Source organism: Nostoc sp. UIC 10630, from assembly GCF_010747425.1.
In the GTDB taxonomy this organism is placed as follows: Bacteria; Cyanobacteriota; Cyanobacteriia; order Cyanobacteriales; family Nostocaceae; genus Nostoc.
The window spans coordinates 1-25,330 of sequence record NZ_JAAGOG010000058.1; the positions used below are offsets into that span (position 1 = coordinate 1).

Sequence of the window (25,330 nt, forward strand, 5' to 3'; positions counted from 1 at the left end):
AGCTACAACTTTATATATTCAATATGGGAATATATAAAGTTGTAGCTAACCGCCTACGTAGAGGTTTAACGTGGATACCATTGCAATTCCTGCTCTAAATCGGCCAGTGGATGCCACGGTAGAAATTCCCGGTTCTAAAAGTCTTACCAATCGGGCGTTGCTTGTGGCTGCTTTAGCACAAGGTGACTCCATTTTAGAAAATGCCTTATTTAGTGAAGACAGCGAGTATTTTGCCAAATGTTTAGAGGAATTGAGTATTCCCATAACTCTGAATCCTAATCTGGCTCAGATTCAGGTTGCAGGAAAAGGAGGTGATATCCCAGCTAAACAGGCAGATTTATTTGTGGGTTTATCAGGTACTACAGCACGGTTTATCTCGGCGCTGGTGGCACTGGGTAACGGTGAATATCGTCTAGATGGCGTTCCCCGAATGCGAGAACGACCGATGGGTGATATGCTGACAGTGCTGCAAACGGGTGGAGCAACCGTTAACTTTGAGGGAAACTCCGGCTTTATGCCCTACACCCTCTATAGCCAGGGATTCGCTGGCGGAAATTTTCGTTTAAAAGCTAACCAAACAAGTCAGCAACTTTCGGCATTGCTGATGATTGCGCCTTATGCTCAACAAGATACGGTTTTTGAGGTTGAGGGTACACTCGTTTCTCAGTCTTACATCAAAATGACCTGTCGTCTGATGGCAGATTTTGGCGTGGAGGTGAATCAAATCGGCGATAATCAATTTCAGATTAAAGCGGGTCAACGTTACCAAGCTCGACATTACACAGTAGAACCCGATGCGTCAAATGCTTCTTACTTTTTTGCCGCCGCCGCCGTCACAGGGGGACGGGTGCGCGTCAAACATTTGACCAAACAATCGTGTCAGGGTGATATTCTCTGGCTAGATGTTTTAGAACAGATGGGTTGCGAAGTTAAAGCTTCGGATGATTACACCGAAGTGACAGGGCCGAAGCAATTGCAAGGCATAGATATTGATATGAATGATATATCGGATTTAGTGCAAACATTAGGTGCGATCGCGCCTTTTGCCAGTTCACCGATTACCATTCGTAACGTGGAACATATTCGCTATAAGGAAACTGACCGAATTAAAGCTGTTGTCACAGAGTTGCGTCGGCTAGGGGTTCAGGTTGAAGAATTTCCAGATAGACTAAAAATTGAGCCTGGCCCCATTACCCCTGCGGAGATTGAAACCTATCACGATCATCGAATGGCGATGGCTTTTGCTGTCACTGGTTTGAAGGTTCCAGGAATTGTAATTAAAGATCCTGGCTGTACAGCAAAAACCTTTCCAGATTACTTTACTCGATTCTTCAAAATGTTAGAAGAATAATTGAGTAGTAAGCTAACGCGCCTACATATTGCAATATTTTCCGTGTAGACCGTCATTAGTCATTAGTCATTTGTGTTTACCAAAGACAAAGGACAATTGACAAAGGACAACCTCACCAGTTGATGTGCAATCTTATTTGCGTAACAGCTTGTTCTGTAGCGACTGTCTTCATTTCGTGTTTGATTTTAGTTGTGGGTTATGACTCATAATAAGTAGTCTGTAGTGGGGACTGATGTCCCCAAAGCTAGGATTTTAGTCCTGAATACGAACGAAGATATTTATTTGAAAAGGTTTTTGCTGAATTCAATAATCTTTATAGGACTTAGGGACTTCCAAGAAATAAATTATCCAAAACGAACCACAGAGACGCAGAGAACACAGAGGAAGAAGAAATAGAGAGTATTTTTGCGTCAGTTTTGGGATATTTTTTTATAGCCCTATATATTGCAAACTTAAATTCTATCTTATTTTACCTCTAATTAAAGTCTGCTTAAACTTGCAATTTTAATATAAGGTGCATCCAATTATTTGGAGACTTATTTCTCTTTATTAAAAAGGGAAGAATCATTGATTTCTATCACTATTCTAATCAGTGATATCAGTTTATTGTGAGGAAAATGGAGATGAAAATAGTTCCAAAATTAGCCATTGCTGCTGCTAGCCTAACTTTAGGTTTTGCTATTGTAGATGTAAAATCTGTATCTGCTGCAATTATTAATTACGCTTTCACAGTTGATAGTCCTGTAACTAAGGGAAATGGCTTTTTTAGCTTTGATGACTCGAATTTGAGTAATGACTATACTCCCGAAGCTACAATTCAGTCACTCTCTTTTCAGTTTGACGGTGATTCTACCGTCTACACAGAACAAGATGACAACAACTATCCAGACTTTCCTGTTGCATTTCAAACCACATCTTTAACAGGACAAACATCTTTTGCATTAGATTATTTGTTCAACGATAAATCTGATCCTGCCAGTTCTACCAGTTACGAAATCATCGGTGAAGATTTTACAATTTTCTCTAGAACTTCTCCAGATGCTGAACCCATATCAGGTAAAGTTTCCTATACACAAGTACCTGAAACTACACCTTTAGTTGGCGCTCTCTTTGCTTGTAGCTTTGGCTTGATGATGAAGAGAAAATTAACATTGATGAAAAAGGTTAAAATCTAACCTTCATTAAGTTGATATTAATGCTTTCTTTGCCAAAAATTAATCTCTTATTAGTAGGCTTTTCTGTAGCGACATAACATCTAACACATTGATAATAATGGGAAAAATGGGAATTAAAACCTGATTTTGGTAAGGGAATTAATTACTAAGTTTGCCTACGATTACCCTGTCTTCTTTGTGTTAGCTGTTGCTGTGCTTTAACTTACCTGTTACTCAGGAGTAGAGAATGGTAGATTACCGGAATTTTGAGCAGTTCTTGCATAGTCGAATGAAACGACGCAACTTAATTATCGGGGCAGGAGCATTGTCTGGTTTAGCGATCGCTAATCAATTTTCTCATCAAACAGCGATCGCTACAGGTAGATTTTCTAATTATCCTTTTACCTTGGGTGTAGCGTCGGGTGAACCCTATCCTACCAGCGTAGTGATTTGGACTCGTCTGGCTCCTGAACCCTTAGAGGGAGGTGGAATGCCACCTGTGAATGTGCCAATTCGCTGGGAAGTAGCAACTGATCCTGATATGAGGCGCATTGTCTCTAGAGGTACGGTACTTGCAACCCCACAACTAGCTCACTCAGTGCGAGTTGTGGTAGAAGGACTGCAATCTGATACTTGGTACTGGTATCGGTTCCTTGTCGGTCAAGACTCTAGCCCTATTGGTCGCACTCGTACAGCGCCTTTAGCAAATAGCTATTTGAGTAAATTTAACTTTGGTCTAGTCTCCTGCCAAAACTATCAGCAAGGATTCTATACCGCCTACAAATATCTAGCACAGGACGACCTCGATTTAGTAGTGCATGTTGGTGATTACATCTATGAAGGGGGAATCTCAACCACTACTCCCAGAAAGCACAATAGTTCAGAAATTCTCACCTTAGAAGATTATCGCAACCGTCACGCCCTTTATAAAACTGATACCAATCTCCAAGCAGCCCATGCAGCATTTCCTTGGATTGTTACCTGGGATGACCACGAAGTAGAAAACAACTACGCCAACAATATTTCAGAAATTGATACTGAACCAGATCAGGATCGGGCTATTTTCCTTCAACGGCGGGCTATTGCTTATCAGGCTTACTACGAACACATGCCACTGCGCCCCTTTTCGCGTCCCGTTGGCCCCGATATGCAACTTTACCGTCGGCTTTCCTTTGGTAATTTAGCAACCTTCCATGTCTTAGATACCCGCCAATATCGCACCGATCAGCCCTGTGGTGATGGCACTAAAGAACGTTGCCCAGAGAATTTAGATCCCAATGCAACCATTACCGGTAAGGCACAGGAGACTTGGTTATTCGATGGTTTAAATAGCTCACAGTCAAAGTGGAATGTTTTGGCACAGCAGGTTCCGATTGCTCAACGAGACATGAAACCAGGAGAAGGCGGAACTTACAGCATGGATAAATGGGATGGTTATGTGGCTTCGCGCGATCGCCTCATGGCTTTCCTCGGACAGCGCCAGCCCTCTAATCCAGTATCCTTGGCAGGTGATGTACATTCCCACTGGGCGATGAATCTCAAAGCTAACTTTGATAATCCACAATCCGCCACAGTTGGCAGTGAATTCGTCTGTTCTTCAATTAGCTCCGGTGGAGATGGATCAGACACCACCCCCGCAGTTGAAGCTTACTTACCCGATAACCCACACATTAAGTTTTTTAATAATCAAAGGGGCTATGTTCGCTGTTCTCTGACTCCCACAAACTGGCAGACAGACTATTTGGTGATGTCAAATGTCACAACCCCATTTGGCACGATTAGTAAGCGGGCTTCATTTGTGGTTGAAGATGGTCATCCATAAATACAACAAGTTTAATGGTTTAATTCCCAGGTATTGACACCAGATAATCACAGATGGATACAGATAAATTATCAGTATTCATCCGTGTTTTTATTTTTAGAAAATTGACTTTTGCAAGTCGATGCTTTCTAGTGCCCACTCAATCCACCAAAGAATTTATCAGTTGGACTCGTAACCGCGTTTCAATCCCTAATAGGGATTTTGATAAATTGCAATTCTAAGCTTTACATCAAAACAATACATTTCAAAATTTTCAATCCCTAATAGGGATTTTGATAAATTGCAATTAGCGGGAGCCTGAAACCCAAGCTGTATTTAATTTTCAAGATACAGTTGCGCGATTCAAGGGCAATCATAGCATTACAGAATTTGTTTGGAAAGAGTGCCAGAAAAATTTAAAGGCTGAAATCGTCTTTTGGTAAGTATTTCAGAGATTGCGCGGATTATGATTAGGCGAGTAATGGGTTGAAAGCCTTACTGTATCTGGAATAGAAGCACTTTTTGGGGACTATAGAATTTGTACACCTACCCTTCCGCGCATTTGAGATAGGGGAACCCAGTCAGAAGGTGACTCAGTACCGAAAATTGTTTAGTCCCGTGGCTTATTCTTTGCCAGTACAGGCGGCTTTTCTCTGACCAAAGCCACATATAGGACTCATATTTGATTTTTGAAAAAATCAGTATAGCTCAAATAGGCTTTTTAACTGTAGCCTATTGCCTGTTGCCCTCCTATCGTGCTTGCGCTGCGTGAACAGAAATCAAATCAGATTGCTATAGAAGAAACATTTGGACAGCAAACGAATCTAAAATATTACGGTAAACTGATTCATAAATTGTAATATTTGTTGTCGTACTACTGTACTGATAACCAACAATAAAGTTTCCGCCAATTTAAGGTAGAGATGATGAAAGAAATAACACGCCGCAAATTTATCGCAACAAGCACCTTGGCGACGGGTTTTGCCTTGGCAGTGCAACCCATTTCTGCTCAAGTCACCGCTACCGATGCTAAGGGGTTGGTAGCTGGTGCAGTGAAGATTCCCGTCAAAGATGGTGAAATTCCTGCCTACAGAGCAGCACCCGCCACTGGTGAAAATTTCCCAATTGTCTTGGTAATTCAAGAAATCTTTGGTGTACACGAGCATATTCAAGATGTTACTCGTCGTTTTGCTCAGTTGGGATATTTGGCGATCGCACCGGAATTATTTATCCGTCAAGGCGATGTCACTAAGTTAAGCAGTATAGACGAAATTCGCCCAATTGTTGCCAAAGTACCAGATTCTCAAGTGTTATCCGATCTCGATGCGACGGTAAAATGGGCTGTGAAATCAGCTAAAGGCAATGCCAATAAATTGGCGATTACAGGTTTCTGTTGGGGCGGCCGCATTACCTGGTTGTATGCGGCACACAATCCCAAGGTGAAGGCAGGTGTAGCATGGTATGGGCGGCTCGTGGGCGATGCTACCGAACTTCAGCCCAAGTATCCAATTGATATTGCATCGGCGTTGACAGTCCCCATTCTCGGACTCTACGGTGGCAAAGATACGGGTATTCCCCTTGATACAGTAGAACAGATGCGCGATCGCTTAAAGTCTAGCAGCGGCAAATCTGAAATCATCGTCTACCCCGATGCACCCCACGCTTTTTTTGCCGATTATCGCCCCTCCTACCGCGAGAAAGATGCTAAGGACGGTTGGAAACGTCTTTTGGCATGGTTTAAGAAGTATGGCGTTTCTTAAGCTGTCATTTGTCATTTGTCATTGGTCATTAGTCATCTCCAGAAATTAAATATGCGTTACCCATAAACCTTGTAGAGACTTAGCAGTGCTACGTCTCTACATTCTTTTTCGGAGATGTCTATTAGTCATTGGTCATTGGTTTTTAAGCATTTCTTTGTTCTCTTTGCGGTAGTCTGCGGCAAGCCCTACGGGTTCGCCAGTTCCTTTATGCCGGGGAACCCGTCCACCGGACTGGCTCACTGCTCCGCGTCTACGTTAAAAAAAATTGACTTTGGCAAAGAGTTTTAGCCTTAACTGAACTATATTGAAGGACAAATGACAAATGACAAATGACAAATAGAAAAGCCTCCCGATAATGAGAGGCTTAAATGTGAGCGGAGACAACTTGTTAAACTAGGGCCTTGCAGCCAGCGCTCCTCCTAATGCAGAGAAAACGGCGGAGACGGATGCTGTGGCAAACAGCCACCACGCTGCTGTAGCTGCGGCTTTGCGGGTTTCTTCAGCTTGTCGCTGTGCTTGATGCTTCACCTGTTCTAGGCGGCGTTGGGCTTCTTGCTGTATGCGTTCTGCACGTTGCAATACTGTGTTGCGGGCCCGTTCAATTTGGTCGATGATCCGGTTGGCATCTTCCTCAGAGATATCCTCACGAGAACTCATAATTGCTACTAAAGTCTCACGATCAAAAGAAGATAGGCGATCGCGCAGGGCATCAAATCCCGCTTGAGGATCGTCAAAAAATGTGCGGACATCGCGCTTGATACTATCGTAATTTAGTTCCGGGCGATCCAGGGAGTTAAGATAGTTGCGGATGCGGGCAAAAACCCCATCAATTGCATCTTGAATGCCTCGTTGGATATTCCGCACTTGTTCTACAAATTGATCCCTGACGGAGACAATATTATCGGCAATCCGCGCTGCTTCTTCATCAGACATATCTTCCCGAATTTTCAGCAGGGCGATGATGGTAGAACGGTCAAAATGGGAAAGGCGATCGCTAAAACTTTCTACCCCGACTCGTGGATCGTGCAATAGTAGTTGCAAGTCGCGTTTGATACCTTCAGGATTGAGTTCTTCTTTACCAGTTTGGCGCAAATACTCTTCTAGATAAGCTTTGAATGTTTCTGCTCTTTGCTGTGTACGGGTAGCTAAACGACGAGGCGCACGTACAAAGTTACGAATCGAAGTTTGGGTGGAATCAATGATTTCATTGACTTGTTGTTCACTCAAATCTTGACGTTGACTGAGCAACTTCACCAGTGTATCTCGGTCTAACTGCGACAATCGACGGCGTAATGCGCTGGCTCCCTCTTTGGGATTTTCAAACAATTTGCTCAAATCTCGCTGAATACCTTCAGGATTGAGTTCTTGTTTACCAGTATTCCGTAGATAGTCTGCGATCGTGGTCGTAACAGAGTCGTATTGCTCTTTGGCTTTATCCACTACAGCTTGGGGTGTGTGGCGAATATTATGCCACGACTCCTCAGCCGCATTGATGATTTGATTAACTTGATCTTCACTCAAATCTTGGCGCTGACTCAATAATTGCACTAAGGTATCGCGGTCAAAGCGAGACAACCGTGCCCGAATTGAACTAATTCCAGCTTGGGGATCTTCTAATAGCTTTTTAAACTCCGCACGGATGGCATCAGGATTCAGTTCTGATTTCCCGGTGTTACGCAGATATGATTCTACATTCAGCCACAGGGTTTCTGCTTGATATTGTGCCTGTTCAGCTAATCCTTTGGATTCTATCAAGACGCGATCGCGTTGTTTTTCCAATTCATCCAGAATGCTGTCTACTTCATATAGCTGGATATCATTCCGTTCTAGCAATATCTCCCGGATTTCTTGACGTTCAATGTGCGCCAGTCGTAATGTCAGGGTTTCATAATCTGCATCTGGGTCTTGCAACAGTGGTTTAAAATTCCGCTCAATGCCTTCAGGTGTCAAATCTGTTTTCGGGGTAACGAGCAGATAACTTTCTACTGCGCGTTGCAAGTCTTGGACTATTTCTCTTTCTTCGATACCTGTAACTGTCACCAGCACATCTTTGCGGACAACTTCTAGCTGATTTGCAATGCGCTGAATTTGGGCTTGGGTAAGTAGTCCCCGTTGTTGGAGAATTTTGACGAAATCGTTACGTGATAATCTTTCTAGTTCTCTGCGGACTATTCCAGGGTCAGCTGCTGGGTCGTAAATGACATCACGAAATTCTTGGGCAATTTTTTCTGGGCTTAGTTGCCAAGCATAAGTGTTGTACAGATAATTTTCGATATCAGATCGAATTGGGCTATAGGGTTGTGATGGTGTTGGCAAACCTAGCTTATCTGCTTGTTGGGTGACTTTATCTTTGGCTGTGGTAAGGCTACCTAAGATTTTTTCCACATCCAAATCAGATAAATCTGTGCGTCCCAACACAATGCCGGTTAATGCCGATAGTCCTTGCTGGATGGTACTTTGAATTGGCCCAACAGTAGATGCCTTTTGGTCAGCTTCCTTGGAACCACGTGTTTCTGCAACTAATCGATCCAGCTTGGCGTTAAGTTCATCTGTCTTACTTTGTCCTGCTGGAAGTGATTTCAGATAATCCATTAACTCACCCATCCGGTCTTCAGTGGGTGAATGCTGACTTACTACCTGTTGCCAAACCTTATATAAAGTATCAGCAATGCGGGTAACGTCTTTTTTGGAAAGGTCGGTACGGCTGCTGACTAACTCGATAAACTTTTGGCGGTCAATGTTGCGAATATCTGGAGTCCCGGCGATCGCTTTTAATTGGGGATCGTTGAGTAAATTTTCAAAATCACTCCGAATTTTCGACACATCCAACTCTGGTGGACGCAGCTTATCTAAATAATCTTCTATGTTTTCCCGAATACTTCCAGGGTCGATGCCGCTTCCTAGTTCTCGGCGAACGGCGGCGGCGGCGGCTTCAGCTGTTGCGACAACTTGATTATTGACAGCTTTCGCGCCTAGTGCGGCTGTAGCTGTACCCATAATCGCCTGAAAACCGGAAGTTGCCGTATTTACGACTGAGCCAATTAAGGAACCCACAGTAGTGGAACTCACCCAAACCAGGAGTAAAAAGTAAGCACCCCAAATCACCAAACCGAGAATTGCTCCTAAGCCTGGATCTAAGATTACAAGGCTTAATTTCACTGCCAGGAAACAGGCAATTAATAAAGCGATCGTTACAGTGAATAACGTCCAAATCCCTACTGCTGTGCCGATTTTGCGAATGCTGCCGCCCAAACTTCCGACTTCCCCAGAATCTGAATCCGAGTCAGATGAGTGCCCCAGATAGGAAATCCCGGCTGCAAGGGAGAGATTAGTTAGAACTAATTGGAAAGCAAAGGCTAGGATCACGCCGGAGATTAAGGCCACAAAAAAGCGCGGCCCGGAAGTCAGAACCGATGCCTGTGCTGGCGTGACGTTTGAGGGATCTACTGGAACCTGTGCTAACCACAATAGTGGTTTGTAGAGTCCCAGCATGATTTCCGTACTTTGGAACATTGTATTTCCTTCTACTAAGTTTAAATTTGGGGAATTAAGATTTTCTTGAGAAGCAACTCTTAGTATTTTTGTCTGTACCTATGGCAATACCTAACTGTTTAGTTCAGAATCGTAGAATTTAGCTGTTGAAAGCATCTCTCCAAGGGCTGAAAACTATATACAGCAAAAGATATAAATTTTATTATCTAACGATAAAAGTAGTTATAAATTTGGTTAATTATTGGCTGCCACGCTCTTAATTTTAACTGCTTAATCAAAATGATTGATTTTGCCCAAGCTATAGTTTGATTACTAGAACTTTACATTTATTTATAATTATCTTTTTATCACCCTCTCAGGGTGGATTTGTCTGCACTAATATGTTGTTGATTATCGTCCCCAAGAAGTGCCTGTAGTTTGTGCCTACAGGCAGAAAGCAATTTAGTTATAAATAGCTACATTAAAGTTAACAAATGAATTGTTGACGACAACAAGATGGCAACTCATTATTCCAGGGATTTGCCAATACTTGCATAAAGAATAATTTGCTTTAGAATTCAGTCGGTTATAGTGTCTAGCGCGATGTTTTACATCTGATTGACTGCTAGAAATTAAACATCTCAAAAGCTAAGAAATTTTGGATAAACAAATGGCAACTCAAGAAACTCGGTCTTCTACTGATTTACCACCTGTTGCACCAGAATACAACGGTGTAGACCGCAACGCTTTTCTGTTTGGCTGGACTCCTCAAGCCGAAATTTGGAATGGTCGTTTGGCAGCAATTGGTTTTCTCGCCTATTTACTTTGGGATTTAGCTGGCTATAGCGTTTTACGCGACGTACTGCACTTAGTTGGCTACTAAAGATTGAACCTTTGAAAACTTACTGGATATTGGAGAAAAAAATGGAACCTCGATCTTCTACTGATTTAGCACCTGTTGCTAAAGCCTACAATGGTGTAGACCGCAATGCTTTTTTGTTTGGCTGGACTCCTCAAGCCGAAATCTGGAACGGTCGTTTGGCAGCAATTGGTTTTCTCGCCTATTTGCTTTGGGATTTAGCTGGCTATAGTGTCTTACGCGATGTATTGCACATAATTGGCTATTAGTAGCTACAGCTATATAAGACTTCCGCAAATAATAATCTAAACCCTAGTTTTCAGATAGGGGCAATTCATAAATTGCCCCTACCTTTATCTAAAGTAAAAAGCGAAACAACACATACAAAGCCGAAGCTACCAGTTGCAACAGCATCACTGGAATGCCGTAGTGCAGGAAAGTTTTAAACGAGATGCGTCGTCCATGCTGCTCAGAAATACCGGCAGCGACGATATTAGATGATGCCCCTACTAATGTGCCATTACCTCCCAAAGTTGCACCAAACATCATGGCATAAAAAAGCGGTAATACTTCTGGGGGAAACTGCCCTTGAAAATCTTGGGCTAGAACTTCTGCGGGTGCTAATCCCACAGTCACAATGTATTGTTTGAGTAAGGGAACCATACCCACCACTAAAGGAATATTGGGGACTACGCTGGATAATATACCTACAAAAAATAATAAAACTAGGGAACCTAGGATAATATTTTTTCCTAAAATTGCTGCCAATATTCCTGATAAACCATTAATTACACCTGTTTTTTCTAACCCTCCAATTAGCACAAAAATACTCATAAAAAATATTAATGTACTCCAGTCTACATCCCGCAAAATATTGTTAACTGAATCGATTTTGCTATGGTGAGATAACAATAAAGCTAAAGCTGCTCCTAACAAAGCTGCGGCAGCAGGCGAAACCGGAACTGGTAGAGTTTCTCCAACGACAAAAAATAGCAGGACGAAAAATACTATAACTGCACCAAAGCTTAAAGCTCGTGGATGATTAATTTGTGGATGTGGCAGTTCTTCTAAATTATCTAACTGGGTATTCCAAATTTTACGAAATAAAAATGGTAGTGTTGCAATTACTATAGCAACGGCAATTACCCCTCCTAAACTCAATTCCCATAAATAATCTGTAAAGCTGATATTTACAGCATCACCAACAATAAAGGTAGCTGGATCTCCAACTAAAGTTAGGAGTCCGGCACTATTAGCAACAAATACCATTAAAATTAACAAGGGAACAAAATTTATCCCCACTTCTTTTGCCATTGGTGGAATTAAAGGCGCTAACAACATTACTGTTGTGGCATTTGGTAAAACTGCACAGATGGGTGTCACAATAGCCACAATACCGAGTAATAGACGCTTGCCTTGTCCCTTAGCTAAGAGTACTATTTGAGTTGCTAAATAATCAAATATCTTGGTAGGCTCAAAAGCTCGTACTAGCACCATAACTCCAAAGAATAAACCTAGTGTTCCATGACTGTTGCCGATATAACCAACAGCTTCTTCTAAAGTCATGACGTTGGTAAAAACTAATAATAATGCTCCCAATAATGCCGCGATGGTGAGATGTACCCATTCGGTCATCACTAAAATAATGACACTTATAAATGTAATTACACTAAGGATTGCTTGCCAGTTGTCCACATCTTACTCCTGAAGTTTTATTTGTTGCATATTAGTGAAAAAAGCCACCTAGTTTTAGGTGACTTATCTATGATTACAATTGGATAAAAATTACTGAAATTTTAAACAGCGATTATTCATCAATACAACTGGGAATACCCAAAACGGCGCAGGGGAAATTATAACCTAATGCTTCAATCATCGGATGATTAACAGATTGGCAACCGAGAAATAGAATATTGGCGGCTTCTGATTCAACAACTTTGTGAAGTTCTGTGGAAATGCTGCCAAACCGCAAATGAGATTTGAAGGAACCTTGCCATTCTTCAGCCAGACTTCGGGCTTGCCAGAGAATTATATCTGCTTGTTGCAAGGGAGTTACCACTGTTTGCAATTTGGGTTGAGTTAACACCTGTGTCACAGACTTTGATACTTCACTAATTTGACATTCTAATGAAGGCTGTTGTGGAAAGCTCAAGATATTTGGATATTGACTGCTTTGATTGTCTTCTAATACATAAACAGCCTGAACTGTAACTTCTGCATTAGTAGCTAGACGGGTTTGATGGGCAATCCAGAAAGCAATATCTAGTGCTGTATGACTGTTAGGAGATGCGTTGTATGCAACAATTAAGTTAACTGCTTTTGATTCTTGAGGTTTTTTAGAAAAAGGTTTTTTTGGTTCTGGCAGCAGTACCATTTGTTCAATTAAGTCATCTCGACCTGTGGCACTTTGCAGACGTGCTAACATTGGCTTGATTTGCACAGCTTTACTTCTCCCAATGAAATGAATTAGTAATGAGAAAGAAGCAGGGGGACAAATTTTAGATTTTTGGACTTTGGCTACCCTCAGTCGAACAATTTTGGATTTTAAATTGAGTAACGATAACCAAAATTGCAAATCTGAAAATCAGTCTAGGAAACCCCAATAATAACTGTATTACAGCCAAAATCTTGGGGGTTCCTTCCATTGCCTACGGAGTTAGCTGACGGGCTAAGACTGGAAGGTGTCTCTCGTAAGATTAGCCCCAAACATTGGTTCCTCCGTTCCAAATCCAGCTTTGATGAATTTGAATTAGGCTACCCACTAAAAAAAATGATAATCTAATTTACTCGTCTTGGGCAAAATATCGATCGAGGAAATTCAGGGCGTGGTTACGGAGTTCAAAATATTCTTTTGAGTTTCGCATGGCAGCGCGATCGCGTGGACGCTCAAAAGGAACTTCTAAAATCTCTCCTATACTAGCAGATGGGCCATTGGTCATCAAGACGATGCGATCGGACATATAAATTGCTTCGTCTACATCGTGGGTAATCATCATCACTGCTTGCCGATGGTTTTCCCAAATATCCAATACCTGCCGTTGCAATTTGCCACGAGTTAGTGCATCTAGTGCCCCAAAAGGTTCATCCATCAGCAACATTTTGGGACGAATTGCTAAGGCTCTGGCAATACCTACTCGTTGTTTCATCCCTCCAGAGATTTCATCAGGATATTTGTCAGCTGCCGCCGTCAAGTTTACCATTGCCAAGTGTTCATTTACAATGCTAATTTTTTCAGCCCGATTAGCATTTTTTAGCACTTCATCCACAGCTAAACGGATATTCTCTCGCACGGTTAACCAAGGCAACAATGAATAGTTCTGAAATACCATCATCCTTTCGGCTCCAGGCTGACGAATTTCTTTGCCATCAAGCCGAACTGATCCGGAAGTGGCTTTTTCTAAACCAGCTACTATCTTTAATAGAGTTGATTTCCCACAACCAGAGTGACCAATTACAGAAATATATTCATCTTCACCAATCGTTAGATTAACTCCATCTAAAACGACAAAGTTATCTTTATCAGGTGTCGGATAAGACTTGACTAAATTTTCAATTTCTAAAAATCCAGTGCGGGGCAGAACTCCTGTCTGGGTATTAATAGGTAATGAGGTATATTCCATCATCAAAGGCTCCCGAAATAATTTAGTCAATCAATTTTGGATTAACTGCGACTTGTACCGAAAATCTAAAATCTAAAATTGCCAGAATCAAGATTTAAAGTTGGGATTTAAGACATGAAAAAGTTAGTGGGAGCGTTAGCCCTGATAGCAAAACTATTCAGATAGCCCACAGGATCACTGGGATCGAAGCCTTTCTTATCTATAAATACCTCTGGTGGTTCGACCTTGTAATCATCCTTGGGACACTCGATGCCCATTTCAGATGCTATCTCCCGATATAAATCTGTTCTCCAGCCTTGTCCGGCTAGTTTCTCAGCATTTTTGGGGAATTCCTTAATTTGTCCCCACCGTGCTGCTTGTGTCATCAACCAGATACTTCTCGATCGCCACAAGAATGTTGAGTGTTCTCCTGGCTGTTTCGGAAGGTTGTCAGGAATATCGAAGAAAATCGTAGTATCATCGGCTTTAATGGTGCGGTCTTTGCCATCAAAGCCGCCATAGTTATAGTTTCCGAGAATTCCGGGACTGGTAAACTTCGCAATTGGGGCATCTTTCTTTTTGGGTCTTGCACCTGTAAAGGAACGTTCTGTAAGCAGTTCAGCAACTTCTTGGCGGTTTTCTGCTTTGCTGCAATATTGGCAAGCTTCAATCATTGCCTTAACTAGAGAACGATAGGTTTTGGGATATTTATCGATGAAAGATTCCATCACTCCTAAAAGTCTATCTGGGTGTCCTAACCAGACTTCTTTGCCTTGTGCAAAGGTAAAGCCAATGTTTTCGTTACCTGTTATTGCCCTTGTATTCCAGGGTTCTGCAACCATGTAAGCTTGCATTGCACCAATCCGCACGTTTGTCACCATTTGGGGTGGCGGTACGATGATGACGCGGAACTCTTTAAGCGGATCAACCCCTGCGGCGGCGGATAAGTAACGGATAAAGTATTCGTAAATGGAGGAACTTAATACTACTGCCCAAACTCTGTTTTCTGGCGGTTGTTTGTCAAAGTAACCTCGGAAATCGCGCCCAAAGGCTTCTAAAGCACCATCGCCATATTTTTCTTGATACTCATACCACGGGCGCAGCCCAAAATCCCACATGGCTTTGTTCATCGTCATGGCGTTACCGTGGCGGTGAATGGTCATTGCTGCACACAAGGGGGCGTGACGTGCGCCTTCTGCACCAATTCTGGCGTTGGTGACAGCACCAGATACTACGGGTGAAGCATCTAGGCGACCAAAAATTAAACCATCGCGGGAGGTGGCCCAGCTAGCCTCGCGGTTGAGTGTGACGTTCAAACCATATTTGCGGAAGAAGCCTTTTTTCCAGGCGATCGCAAATGGCGCACAATCATTAACGGGAACGTAACCAATGGTGAGATCGGATTTTTCTAGGTCTTGCGATCTAACTACTGGTTGTACAGCCAAGGCTTCTTCTGTTAGCCCTTTGGCCGATCTATCTCCTGAAATTCCACAGGAGGACAGCGCTATCCCAGTTGTGGTTGCTCCTATTCCCTTAATAAAATCTCGTCGAGTCCAGTTTATATCACCCATTTTTATAGCTCCATTTGTGATGAATTGCTCACGCAGAAGCGCAGAGTCTGGTTACATCTTGCTGTTTTGATCGCAGTCAAATTTTGTTAGTTGGAAGTTTTTGGGCGATGGGTTACTAATTCTTCGAGTTTGCCCACGGCGTAATCCAAAACTAACCCAGTTAAGCCAATTATGAACACAGCTAAAAAGACTGAACTCAGGTTTAAACGACTCCATTCATCCCAGACGAAAAAGCCGATACCAATACCACCTGTAAGCATTTCCACAGCAACGATTACTAGCCAAGCTATACCTAAACTAATCCGTAAACCTGTAAAAATATATGGTAAACTTGCAGGCCAAATTATTTTGGTAATCCGTCTCCAACGGGGCATTTCTAGCACTTGTGCCACATCTAAATAATCTTTGGGAACGCTAGAAACTCCTAAAGCGGTATTAATAATTGTCGGCCATAAGGAGGTAATGAAAATGACAAAAATGGCTGAAGGATCTGCTAAATTGAAAATTGCTAAGGCGATAGGAAGCCAAGCTAAGGGTGATACGGGTTTAAAAATTTGAATGATCGGATTAAGCGCTAGCATTGCCGGTCTAGACATCCCAATTAAAAACCCCACAGGAATCGCTACTACCGCTCCTAACAAAAAACCCAGTAATACCCGGCGCAGACTTGCGATCAACAACCAACCAATTCCCAAGTTACCTGGGCCTCTTTGGTAGAAGGGATTTAAGATGTAGTCTAGATTAGCAATGAGCGCTTCTGGTGGAGTGGGCATTAATTCATGGTTGGCAAGTGCAATAATCCACCACAGCACAATTATTCCCAAGAAGCCCAATACTGGTAAAATAAACACATCTCTGAGGACGACAGGTTTTGTCTTTTTCCAGGCAGCTTGTGTTGCGATCGCTGCGATCGCAGCCAGATTTAGTTGAAATATCATTTACGACCTCAACAGATTTAAGTGCAGGTACAAAGAATCCGAGCAGTACCAGCCTTGGACACCGATTAGATCGGAACATTATAAAAATGCCGTCTCTTCAGTCTCCTCCCAATGCCTACGAAGTTAGCTGACGGGCTAGGGCTGAGAGATGCCCTTCTTTTTAGAGTGCTGAGTATCGAGTGCTGTTAGCGGTAGCGGGGCGTTTAGCCCGTGCTGAGTTAACTCTTCACTTCTCACTTTTAACTCTTCACTTTCTATGAGATACGCCCCACAATTTGGTTCCTCCGCTCCAGCGTTATGCACTGTGACACGCTGAATTAGGCTGACTTACTCTAATGGATACTAAATTATGCACAATATAACATTGATGCTCAGTAAAAGCCATCTGTTCGATGATAAATATTGTTGATTTTAATACTGCAATTCGGCGCATCTCCTTGATTTTTGGGAATAAATAAAATTTATATTTTTACTCTGTTGTAAGTGAATTACTTGCAAACAAAGCTAAATAATATAATTGAGTCAAGCATTAATATTGTTATCCGCTTGCTTAATATTTATTAATATAAAATAAATTATACTTGAGAAATTTCAGATACGGAGAGTTAATCAGCAAATAAACGAATATGTAAAATCTATTTCTTTTGGTAGGTGAATTAAATTCCTAAACTTGGTAAAAAACCACTGCAATCGCTAAACTAATTGGATATGGCAGTTTGCTCATCTATCTCCTAGCTGAATTTAACATAATGGATTTTAGTCAAGTACTGGCTGAAAAAACGGACACCATCCTCGATAAATGGATTACAGCAGTTCGCAAGGATAGACGGATTGAAAGTGCTGATGACCTATCTTATACAGCAGTAAAGGATCATATCCCTGATGTTTTACAAGCAATGGTAACAGTGCTTTCAAAATATCAGGATAATGATATTCAGTCGATAGTTACTGCTAGTTTTCAGCATGGAGCTATTCGAGCAGAACAAGGTTTTGACCCAGCAGAAATTGCCAGAGAATATCATCTGCTGCGAACGGTAATATTTGATGCTCTACAAGCAGATTTATTAGAGGGAACACCTGTAGATATAATTCGTTCCATGCGTTTGATTGACGCTATCATAGACGAAGCGATCGCTCGATGTTTTAAGAGTTATGTTGACGAACGCTTGCGAGAATTACAGCAGTTGCAATTATCACTAACGCTCCATAATGAAGAACTTACGCGCTTAATGAGCGCCAATCAAGAGTATCTTTCGCAACTAGCCCACGAATTGAAACATCCTCTAACTTCCATTATTGGTTACTCGGATCTGTTTTTACGCCAACAACGACGCAAGACACAGATAAAAGACACCTCAACCAATTTAGAACATATTGAGAGGGTACTACGTAACGGTAGACAATTACTCCACCTAATTAACGATGTATTAGAACTTTCGCGCTATGAAGCAGGACAGATAAAACTTCAACTAGCACCCACAGATGTGCCTGAATTAATCAATAATATCTGTGAAATGTTGGAACCTCTAGCTGCTGGGAAAAATTTAAAAGTCGTAGTAGATTGCGATCGCGCTCCCAAAGAACTAATCACAGATCCTTTTCAATGCCAACAAATTATTACAAATCTTATTAGTAATGCGATTCGCTATACAGAGTCGGGGACTATTATTATAATGTGTCAGGTGTTGGATAACGAGAGATGTGCGATCGCAGTTTCTGATACTGGAATTGGTATTGCACCAGAAAACCAAGACCAGATATTTGAACCCTACTTTCGCGTCAGTTTTAGCGATCGTCCCTATCTTCCTGATAGTACAGGATTAGGGTTAGCGATCGTTTCGCGGTTAGTAAAATTACTACAAGGTCAAATTAACTTAGTTTCTGAGGTGGGAGTTGGTTCTACTTTCACTGTAATTTTGCCCTTACAAATAGAGAGTTGATTTCGCGCCAAGACCTAAAATTTTTGTCTACACCTCTGCGTGAAATCAAAAAACATTTTTACAACAATCCTTGTTTTTTCAACTTAGTTAGCGCATCCTCAGCAGCAGCTTTCTCTGCTTCTTTCTTATTGCGTCCCTTACCTTCGCCATAAATTTTTTCATCTACCAATACTTTGGCTATGAATTCTGGTGCATGAGAAGGGCCACCTATTTGTTCTGTGAAATATTTAGGAGGAGTGGGGGTAACGTTGCGTTGCACCCATTCTTGAAAGCGATTTTTTGAGTCTACATTAGAACGAGACACAACTATGTGCTTAGGATCTACAGAATCAAATAGTGGTTCTATAATTGCGCGAACTGCTTCAATATTGGAATCATTATCCAAATAGTAAGCGCCAAGAACTGCTTCAAAAGTGCTACTAAGTAAATTAGGGTTTTGGTAGCCTCCATCTCGAATTGCGCCTTTTCCTAACCGCATCCTAAAGTCTAAACCTACCTCCTCGGCGAACTTTGCTAATTGTTTCTCATCTACCAACGCCGAACGCCGCCGTGTTAATTCATCTTCTCCCATTTCTGGGTGACAACTATATAGATACTCACCACTTAAGAAATTCAGCAAAGCATCACCGAGAAATTCTAGCCGTTCATTGTGTTCGCCTTCTCCGGGGTTTTCATGAACGTAAGAACGGTGGGTAAGTGCTTGTCGCAGAAGTTTTTCATTATGGAATATTAGAAGTTTGTGCATTTTATCTTGTGTCTTCTTGCAGAAATTGACTGTTGGGAAATTTGACAAGTGTGATTATCTTCAGACATGAAAAAACCGCAAATTGCGGTGTCTTACTAAAACCCAGTTTTCTATTCAACTGGGTTTTTCAAAGTTATATTAGGCAGCCAGTGTATCTAAATCAGTTAAAAATAACTCCTGATTTTGCTTTCTGACTTTGCCATCCTTGACAGCAACATCAATAAACTGGCTAAAACTTTTAAATTTCTTGCCATCATCTGTAGAAATAGATAAATATCCTTGATACTTAGCACAACGTTGACGCATCAATTTATCAATGCGACCAAATACGGTAGGTTTACCCTGGCTTGAGATAGTTTTGATAGCTTCAATTAGATACTCTATAGCCTCATGGTAATTAATTCGAGACATAATGGAAATAATTTGATGCTGATTTATATGGCTAATTAATTGGGGTAAATCATCTAAAAAGTAAAATTCATCAGCCAATTCTTTAAGCTTTTGTTTTACATTACCAATTTGAGCAAGGATGATAGCTTGTTTCCCCAATTTTTGCAGATTATGAACCAATTTTATAAAGTCTCCATCTCCAGATATAAGCATAATTATATCTGGAGACATATTACTGTGAATCTCCTCCAAGCAGTCGGCTATTAATTGGTTATCTGCACTATTTTTTAAAGGACAAGGAACATCAAGACAGTTAAAACCAAGATTGCCTAAATCATTTTTTACCGCAACTTGATCTTGTCGCTGTGAATTATAGTAGACATTTGTGCTAATTATACGCCCTTTCAATTTGGCTAAATCCAGCAATGATTTAGCCTGAGATGGACTTAATTTAGCGTTTTGATAATCCCAATAAATAGAAATTAGAGGTAGCTGTTGACTTGTTTGTTTTTTGGAAGATTGATTAGCGTGCGACATTGTTATATATCCAGTATTTTTTGGTAAACTGGACAGCTTCAACAAATTACACATCTAGCAGCGTAGCTTTATAAAGGTAATTGATACTTAAAAAGTACCTCCCTATCATTAAGCTCTCTTCTCTACTCGCAAGTTTAACTAGTTTCAGTCTCAGCAGCATAATTGCTGTGTTACCAGCAACATTTCGCATGATCCGCTATGCTAAACATTCATTCAGATGGGTTACTTTCTCTTTGACATTGTAGTCAACTGTTGAACCTGATATGAGGCTGAATCTTTAGCTTAACGGATCATGCAAAATGTTGCTGGTAACATAGCAATTGTGCTGCTGAGACAGCCGCCAGTGCTTATACTTTAGAGGTTGTGCTTTATAATGCAGTTGTTTACTGTCTCAATTACAGAATTGCATGATATAAGTTATATTGTCAAGTATATCAGTTGTAAATAAATGTAACCTATTTTACGGCTTGTATGGCGCGATCGCACCATACAAAATACCTAAAATCTTTTTAATATCCTTTATATAATATTCACTCAAATCAATCGAAACTACATTGCCTTCAAGTTTAAGAAATTGCCAGAGCGTACCTATAGTAACAGCACCATATATAGCTTTTATTTGATTTCTGCCTCTCTCATTAAATAACTGAGCAGCTACCATTTCAGCAATACATTGCGCTAAACCAGACCTCAAATTCTCATTTTTACTTTCTACTAAAACAATCACCGGACTGCGTACAAGCAACTGCTCCGAGGAAAGACTCAAAATAAAATCACAAAAGCCATTTAGTCCTCGTTGGCTATCAACAGTAAAATCAACTCCCGAAAAAAAGCTTATTTCATAATTAAACTTGCGTCTAATTTCTAATAAAATTGGACTTATTATCATTTCACTACGAGCTTTTTCAGAACTTATAGCTACTGCTAAATCAATATTCTCCTTAAGAATAGTAGATAATAAATCACTACATTCTTGTTCCTGCACATTTGCGAATAGTCCAGATGATTCGTGGATAACTAACCCAAAAGAATCAATAACTTCAATAAGTTTAAAATCACTATAAGCCATAAAACTTACTCCTTTGTCTTATGACTGAATTCTATAACAAAGTTTAAAAATTCCGCTTTGGCGGAAATACCTTAGCTAAATCAAGGGATAAATCAGGGAAGCAGGGAAAAGTTATTATCTCATTTGACAATAAAATTCGCTTATTTGAATAACCATATCTACTTTGATTATCCTGATATGGTTCACTGTAAGCTTCCAAATAATTATCAAATAAATTGAATATCCAATAATCAGTAATACCCGCTTGAGCATAAAGAGGTATTTTCACATCTTGGTCATAAGCTAAAGAAGAATCTGAAACCTCTATCACCAATAACACATCAGTCGATTTAGGGTGAGCAGAGAGATAATTATCATCTCGGTTTTGAACAATCGCAAAATCCGGTTCAGGTTCGCTCTTAGGTGGCAAAGTAATCGGGGCTTGAGATTGTAAAGTTGCCCTATCACCTACAATTTTTGGGAGTTGCTTCCACAAATTTCTTAAACAAGTTTCATGAGCTGTACCTTTGGATGCCATTTCAATAATTTCCCCGTTGATTAATTCAATATGGTCATCTTCATGGAAAAAGCCCAATTCTCCAAGCCTGTGGTATTCATCCAGTGTGAAGCGTTTAGCCTGAGCAATACTCATAACCTTACCTTTCTCTCATTGCCATAATACTTATTCTAAATGTGCCAGAAATTGGTATGCTAAAGGCCGAGACTCGCTATGAAAGCAAACAATGCCTGCGCCTACTATCAACTCCACCATCACTGCCTTTCCCTTGACAGCTGTAGTCGGTCAAGAAGCAATTAAATTAGCCTTGCTGTTAGCAGCCGTTGATCCTGGTTTGGGAGGAGTAGCGATCGCAGGTCGTCGTGGTACGGCAAAATCTGTAATGGCTCGTGCTATCCACGCTCTACTACCACCGATTGAAGTTGTCAAAGGTTCAATCAGCAATTGTGACCCCAACCACCCAGAAGAATGGGACGATCAACTTTTGGCGGAGTACGCAGACAAAGACATTCAAGATGTACCCGTCGAAATTATTCCTGCGCCTTTTTTGCAAATTCCTCTAGGTATTACAGAAGACCGACTCCTTGGCTCAGTGGATGTTGAAAAGTCTGTAAAACAAGGAGATACCATTTTTCAGCCTGGTTTACTCGCTACAGCAAACCGGGGTGTACTGTACGTAGATGAAATTAATTTATTAGATGACCAAATATCAAATCAGCTTTTAACAGTATTATCTGAGGGACGCAACCAGATTGAACGGGAAGGAATTAGTTTTCAGCATCCGTGCAAATCCCTATTTATTGCCACCTATAATCCAGAAGAAGGTGGATTACGGGAGCATTTATTAGATAGAATTGCGATCGCACTTTCTGCCGACGGTGTACTCGGCTTAGATCAAAGAGTAGCAGCAGTTGAACAAGCGATCGCTTATTCTAAATCTCCCCAAGACTTCCTCAAACAGTACAACGAAGACTTAGACTCCCTCAAAACCCAAATCATCTTGGCACGGGAATGGTTAAAAGAAGTCATCATCACCCATGAACAAATTGCCTACTTAGTGGATGAGTCCATTCGCGGAGGAGTTCAGGGACATCGCGCCGAGTTATTCGCCACGCGGGTTGCCAAAGCGGCTGCGGCTTTAGAGGGACGAACAACAGTTAATGCCGAAGATTTGCGCCGTGCCGTAGAACTGGTAATTGTACCACGCGCCACAGTTGTGCAGACACCACCACCAGATCAAGCACCACCTCCGCCTCCACCACCACAACAAAATCAAGAAGAACCCCAAGACGAATCAGAAGAGGAACAAGAAGAACAAGAAGAACAGGAAGAAAATCAAGAGCAAGAACCGCCCAGCATCCCAGAAGAGTTTATCTTTGATCCAGAAGGGGTAATTCTTGATGACAGCGTGCTTTACTTTACTCAAACAGCAAAGCGGCAAGGTAAATCTGGTAGTCGCAGTGTCATCTTTTCCGATGACAGGGGACGCTACATTAAGCCAATGTTACCCAAGGGAAAAGCGCGACGCATTGCAGTAGATGCAACACTGAGAGCTGCGGCTCCTTATCAAAAAGCACGCAGAGAAAGACAACCAGATAGAAAAGTTATTGTCGAACAACCTGATATTCGCTCGAAACGCCTGGTACGTAAAGCCGGGGCGTTGGTAGTGTTTGTGGTAGATGCTTCTGGCTCAATGGCCCTGAATCGAATGCAATCGGCTAAAGGTGCAGTCATGCAACTGTTAACAGAAGCTTATCAAAACCGCGATCAAATAGCATTAATTCCTTTCCGGGGAGAACAAGCAGAGGTATTATTGCCTCCAACGCGTTCTATTGCTTTGGCGCGTAACCGTTTGGAAAGGTTGCCCTGTGGTGGGGGTTCGCCTTTAGCGCATGGTTTAACTCAAGCTGTACGCGTCGGCTTAAATGCCCAGATGAGTGGAGATATTGGGCAAGTTGTCCTTGTAGCAATCACCGATGGGCGGGGTAATATTCCCTTAGCGCGTTCTTTAGGTGAACAGCTTGAACCAGGAGAAAAGCCAGATATCAAAGGAGAATTATTAGAAATTGCTGCTAGAATTCGTGCTTTGGGGATGCAACTATTAGTAATTGATACAGAAAGTAAATTTGTGTCTACTGGCTTTGCTAAAGAATTATCGCAAACAGCAGGCGGTAAATATTATCATTTGCCAAAAGCGACAGATCAAGCTATTGCTGCTATGACCAAAGGTGCGATCGCTGATTTAAAATCTAGATAATTAGTCATTAGTCATTGGATTTTTGACTCAGTACGACTACGAACCAGTGGGCATTACCTGTGGTTGTAAATAGCAAATCAAATCCTGGATTCCCTTTTGCAAATAGCGCGTTACTGTCATTGGACTAGTGCCAATATTTTTAGCGGCATCCTTGCGAGAAAGTTCCTTCAAAAATACCATTTCGACTGCCATACGGGGCTTTTCTTCCAACATATTGATTGCACCTTGCAGTTGTTGGCGTTCTTCTTCTTGTTGTAAAAGAACATGAGAACGAGGACAAGGAAGTGCTTCACCCAAGGTTATTTGGCAATCAACATAGTTAACTGCGGTTGCATCTAAACTTAAAGGCATCCGATTTTGAGCGGCTAACTTGGTTTCTTGCCATTCTTGTACAGATACCCGAAGTTCACTGGCAATTTCAGCATCTTTAGGCTGGCGACCTAAAGACATCGCTAAGTCCTTGCGAATCTTTTGCCCTTCATTGTATAATTCTTGCCAACGGCGGGGAATCTTTAATAGAGTACTGCGATCGCGCAAAAAGTGCAGCATCTCACCGCGAATGTATGGCACAGCAAAGGAACTAAAAGCATATCCTTGGCTGGGATCGAAACGCTCAATAGCCCTAATCAAACCAAAATACCCAATTTGTTCTAAATCTTCATAAGGTTCATTACATTGATGGCTGAATTTATGAGCCATCTTCCGTACTAAGCCAGTATGTAACTGTACAAGTCTATTACGAAGTTTAATAGAAGGATTCTGGTGGTACAAGTGTAATAATTCTATACCATCAGTTCGTAAAGAGGACTCACTTGTTGCCATATACATTCCTTTGTTGTAACTCCTATTCCTGAGATAATGGAGTTGCGTATATTTTCTTCTAAGCTGTTATTATTCTGCTTAGTCAGGGAAGAATAAGCCATCGTCGTTTCACTGAACTTATGAGGGGTCTAACTCCATAATTCAGTATTTGTACGCATGATTTTCATAACCTTTCTGTTGCAGGTTATTTTTGTTTTTTATATAACTCTTGAATGGCACAGAATCTTTAGCTTTTGCAACAAAAACTAGCTATTTATCCTGAACAATGCATAACTGACCTAATAGCCATCTGTCATACTGAGAGCAACGTGAATCGGTACTGAATTAATTGCAAAAGAGACTGGGCAATTTTATCTTTTAGTACGCACCGTCATTAATAAAGGTCGAAAATCCAAATTGAAAGTTGGGTGGAAGAACAAAACCTAAGCTACAAAAAACAGAATTCCGACTCATTTTTATGGAGATTTGTACTTAGTTAGGTTTTGAGGTACATTTCTATTCAATAGTTGGTGAGATAGAAACTTTGGAAACTTAGTGGAAACATGGAAACAGGTGATTGACATGCCAGTT

19 protein-coding genes and 2 riboswitches are annotated in these 25,330 nt (G+C 41.3%); of the genes, 8 read left to right on the forward strand and 11 right to left on the reverse strand.

The features are described from left to right. Window positions 1–70 precede the first annotated feature (70 nt). The 4 genes from aroA to G1O98_RS15750 all read left to right on the forward strand — a co-directional run bounded on the left by aroA (window position 71) and on the right by G1O98_RS15750 (window position 6,066). The gene (gene aroA / locus G1O98_RS15735) at window positions 71–1,351 is read left to right on the forward strand and encodes a 3-phosphoshikimate 1-carboxyvinyltransferase (protein ID WP_163929658.1); all 1,281 of its coding nucleotides are present in this window, start codon (window positions 71–73) and stop codon (window positions 1,349–1,351) included. A gap of 623 nt (window positions 1,352–1,974) precedes the next feature. Next, window positions 1,975–2,526 (forward strand): PEP-CTERM sorting domain-containing protein, encoded by a 552-nt coding sequence (locus tag G1O98_RS15740; RefSeq protein ID WP_163929659.1) that lies wholly within the window; start codon window positions 1,975–1,977, stop codon window positions 2,524–2,526. Window positions 2,527–2,752: 226 nt separating this feature from the next. Then, window positions 2,753–4,327 (forward strand): alkaline phosphatase, encoded by a 1,575-nt coding sequence (locus G1O98_RS15745; RefSeq protein WP_163929660.1) that lies wholly within the window; start codon window positions 2,753–2,755, stop codon window positions 4,325–4,327. Window positions 4,328–5,232: 905 nt separating this feature from the next. Further along, window positions 5,233–6,066 carry a dienelactone hydrolase family protein gene (locus G1O98_RS15750; protein ID WP_163929680.1) on the forward strand — a complete coding sequence of 278 codons (834 nt, stop codon included), beginning with the start codon at window positions 5,233–5,235 and terminating at the stop codon, window positions 6,064–6,066. A 393-nt stretch (window positions 6,067–6,459) separates the two neighbouring features. Here G1O98_RS15750 and G1O98_RS15755 read toward each other — a convergent pair whose 3' ends face one another. Beyond that, the gene (locus G1O98_RS15755) at window positions 6,460–9,579 is read right to left on the reverse strand and encodes an MFS transporter (protein ID WP_163929661.1); all 3,120 of its coding nucleotides are present in this window, start codon (window positions 9,577–9,579) and stop codon (window positions 6,460–6,462) included. Window positions 9,580–10,207: 628 nt separating this feature from the next. Between G1O98_RS15755 and G1O98_RS15760 the strand changes: the two genes are divergently transcribed. Beyond that, a complete protein-coding gene (locus tag G1O98_RS15760; protein ID WP_012408059.1) occupies window positions 10,208–10,420 on the forward strand; it encodes a high light inducible protein in 213 nt (70 codons plus the stop codon). Window positions 10,421–10,461: 41 nt separating this feature from the next. Further along, the gene (locus G1O98_RS15765) at window positions 10,462–10,665 is read left to right on the forward strand and encodes a high light inducible protein (protein ID WP_163929662.1); all 204 of its coding nucleotides are present in this window, start codon (window positions 10,462–10,464) and stop codon (window positions 10,663–10,665) included. Window positions 10,666–10,753: 88 nt separating this feature from the next. On the opposite strand, the gene G1O98_RS15770 is transcribed toward G1O98_RS15765, so the two are convergent. The 5 genes from G1O98_RS15770 to ntrB all read right to left on the reverse strand — a co-directional run bounded on the left by G1O98_RS15770 (window position 10,754) and on the right by ntrB (window position 16,504). Then, window positions 10,754–12,091: an SLC13 family permease gene (locus tag G1O98_RS15770; RefSeq protein WP_163929663.1), complete on the reverse strand. Its 1,338-nt coding sequence runs from the start codon at window positions 12,089–12,091 to the stop codon at window positions 10,754–10,756. 112 nt (window positions 12,092–12,203) lie between these two features. Then, window positions 12,204–12,821: a universal stress protein gene (locus G1O98_RS15775; RefSeq protein WP_163929681.1), complete on the reverse strand. Its 618-nt coding sequence runs from the start codon at window positions 12,819–12,821 to the stop codon at window positions 12,204–12,206. 208 nt (window positions 12,822–13,029) lie between these two features. Continuing rightward, window positions 13,030–13,162, reverse strand: a riboswitch (cyclic di-AMP (ydaO/yuaA leader). A gap of 17 nt (window positions 13,163–13,179) precedes the next feature. Beyond that, window positions 13,180–14,016: a nitrate ABC transporter ATP-binding protein gene (locus tag G1O98_RS15780; protein ID WP_163929682.1), complete on the reverse strand. Its 837-nt coding sequence runs from the start codon at window positions 14,014–14,016 to the stop codon at window positions 13,180–13,182. Between the two features lie 107 nt (window positions 14,017–14,123). Continuing rightward, window positions 14,124–15,566, reverse strand: coding sequence for an ABC transporter substrate-binding protein (locus G1O98_RS15785; RefSeq protein ID WP_163929664.1), 1,443 nt, complete (start codon window positions 15,564–15,566; stop codon window positions 14,124–14,126). Between the two features lie 86 nt (window positions 15,567–15,652). Then, entirely contained in the window at window positions 15,653–16,504 is an 852-nt protein-coding gene (gene ntrB, locus G1O98_RS15790; protein WP_163929665.1) for a nitrate ABC transporter permease, read from the reverse strand. Window positions 16,505–16,601: 97 nt separating this feature from the next. Then, a riboswitch (cyclic di-AMP (ydaO/yuaA leader) is annotated at window positions 16,602–16,838 on the reverse strand. Window positions 16,839–17,253: 415 nt separating this feature from the next. On the opposite strand from ntrB, the gene G1O98_RS15795 reads away from it, so the two are divergent. Then, a complete protein-coding gene (locus G1O98_RS15795) occupies window positions 17,254–18,444 on the forward strand; it encodes a HAMP domain-containing sensor histidine kinase (RefSeq protein WP_163929666.1) in 1,191 nt (396 codons plus the stop codon). A 58-nt stretch (window positions 18,445–18,502) separates the two neighbouring features. Here G1O98_RS15795 and rnc read toward each other — a convergent pair whose 3' ends face one another. The 4 genes from rnc to G1O98_RS15815 form a co-directional block, all read right to left on the reverse strand. Then, entirely contained in the window at window positions 18,503–19,189 is a 687-nt protein-coding gene (gene rnc, locus G1O98_RS15800) for a ribonuclease III (RefSeq protein WP_163929667.1), read from the reverse strand. A 138-nt stretch (window positions 19,190–19,327) separates the two neighbouring features. After that, complete coding sequence (locus G1O98_RS15805; RefSeq protein WP_345940559.1) at window positions 19,328–20,170, reverse strand: NYN domain-containing protein; 843 nt, start codon at window positions 20,168–20,170, stop codon at window positions 19,328–19,330. A gap of 406 nt (window positions 20,171–20,576) precedes the next feature. Beyond that, complete coding sequence (locus G1O98_RS15810) at window positions 20,577–21,185, reverse strand: hypothetical protein (protein ID WP_163929668.1); 609 nt, start codon at window positions 21,183–21,185, stop codon at window positions 20,577–20,579. A gap of 43 nt (window positions 21,186–21,228) precedes the next feature. Further along, on the reverse strand, window positions 21,229–21,816 hold the full coding sequence (locus tag G1O98_RS15815) for a Uma2 family endonuclease (protein ID WP_163929669.1): 588 nt from the start codon (window positions 21,814–21,816) through the stop codon (window positions 21,229–21,231). A gap of 91 nt (window positions 21,817–21,907) precedes the next feature. Here G1O98_RS15815 and bchD point away from each other — a divergent pair, with 91 nt between their 5' ends. After that, window positions 21,908–23,938 (forward strand): magnesium chelatase ATPase subunit D, encoded by a 2,031-nt coding sequence (gene bchD / locus G1O98_RS15820; protein WP_163929670.1) that lies wholly within the window; start codon window positions 21,908–21,910, stop codon window positions 23,936–23,938. A 36-nt stretch (window positions 23,939–23,974) separates the two neighbouring features. On the opposite strand, the gene G1O98_RS15825 is transcribed toward bchD, so the two are convergent. Then, entirely contained in the window at window positions 23,975–24,760 is a 786-nt protein-coding gene (locus G1O98_RS15825; protein ID WP_163929671.1) for an RNA polymerase sigma factor SigF, read from the reverse strand. Window positions 24,761–25,330 lie beyond the last annotated feature (570 nt).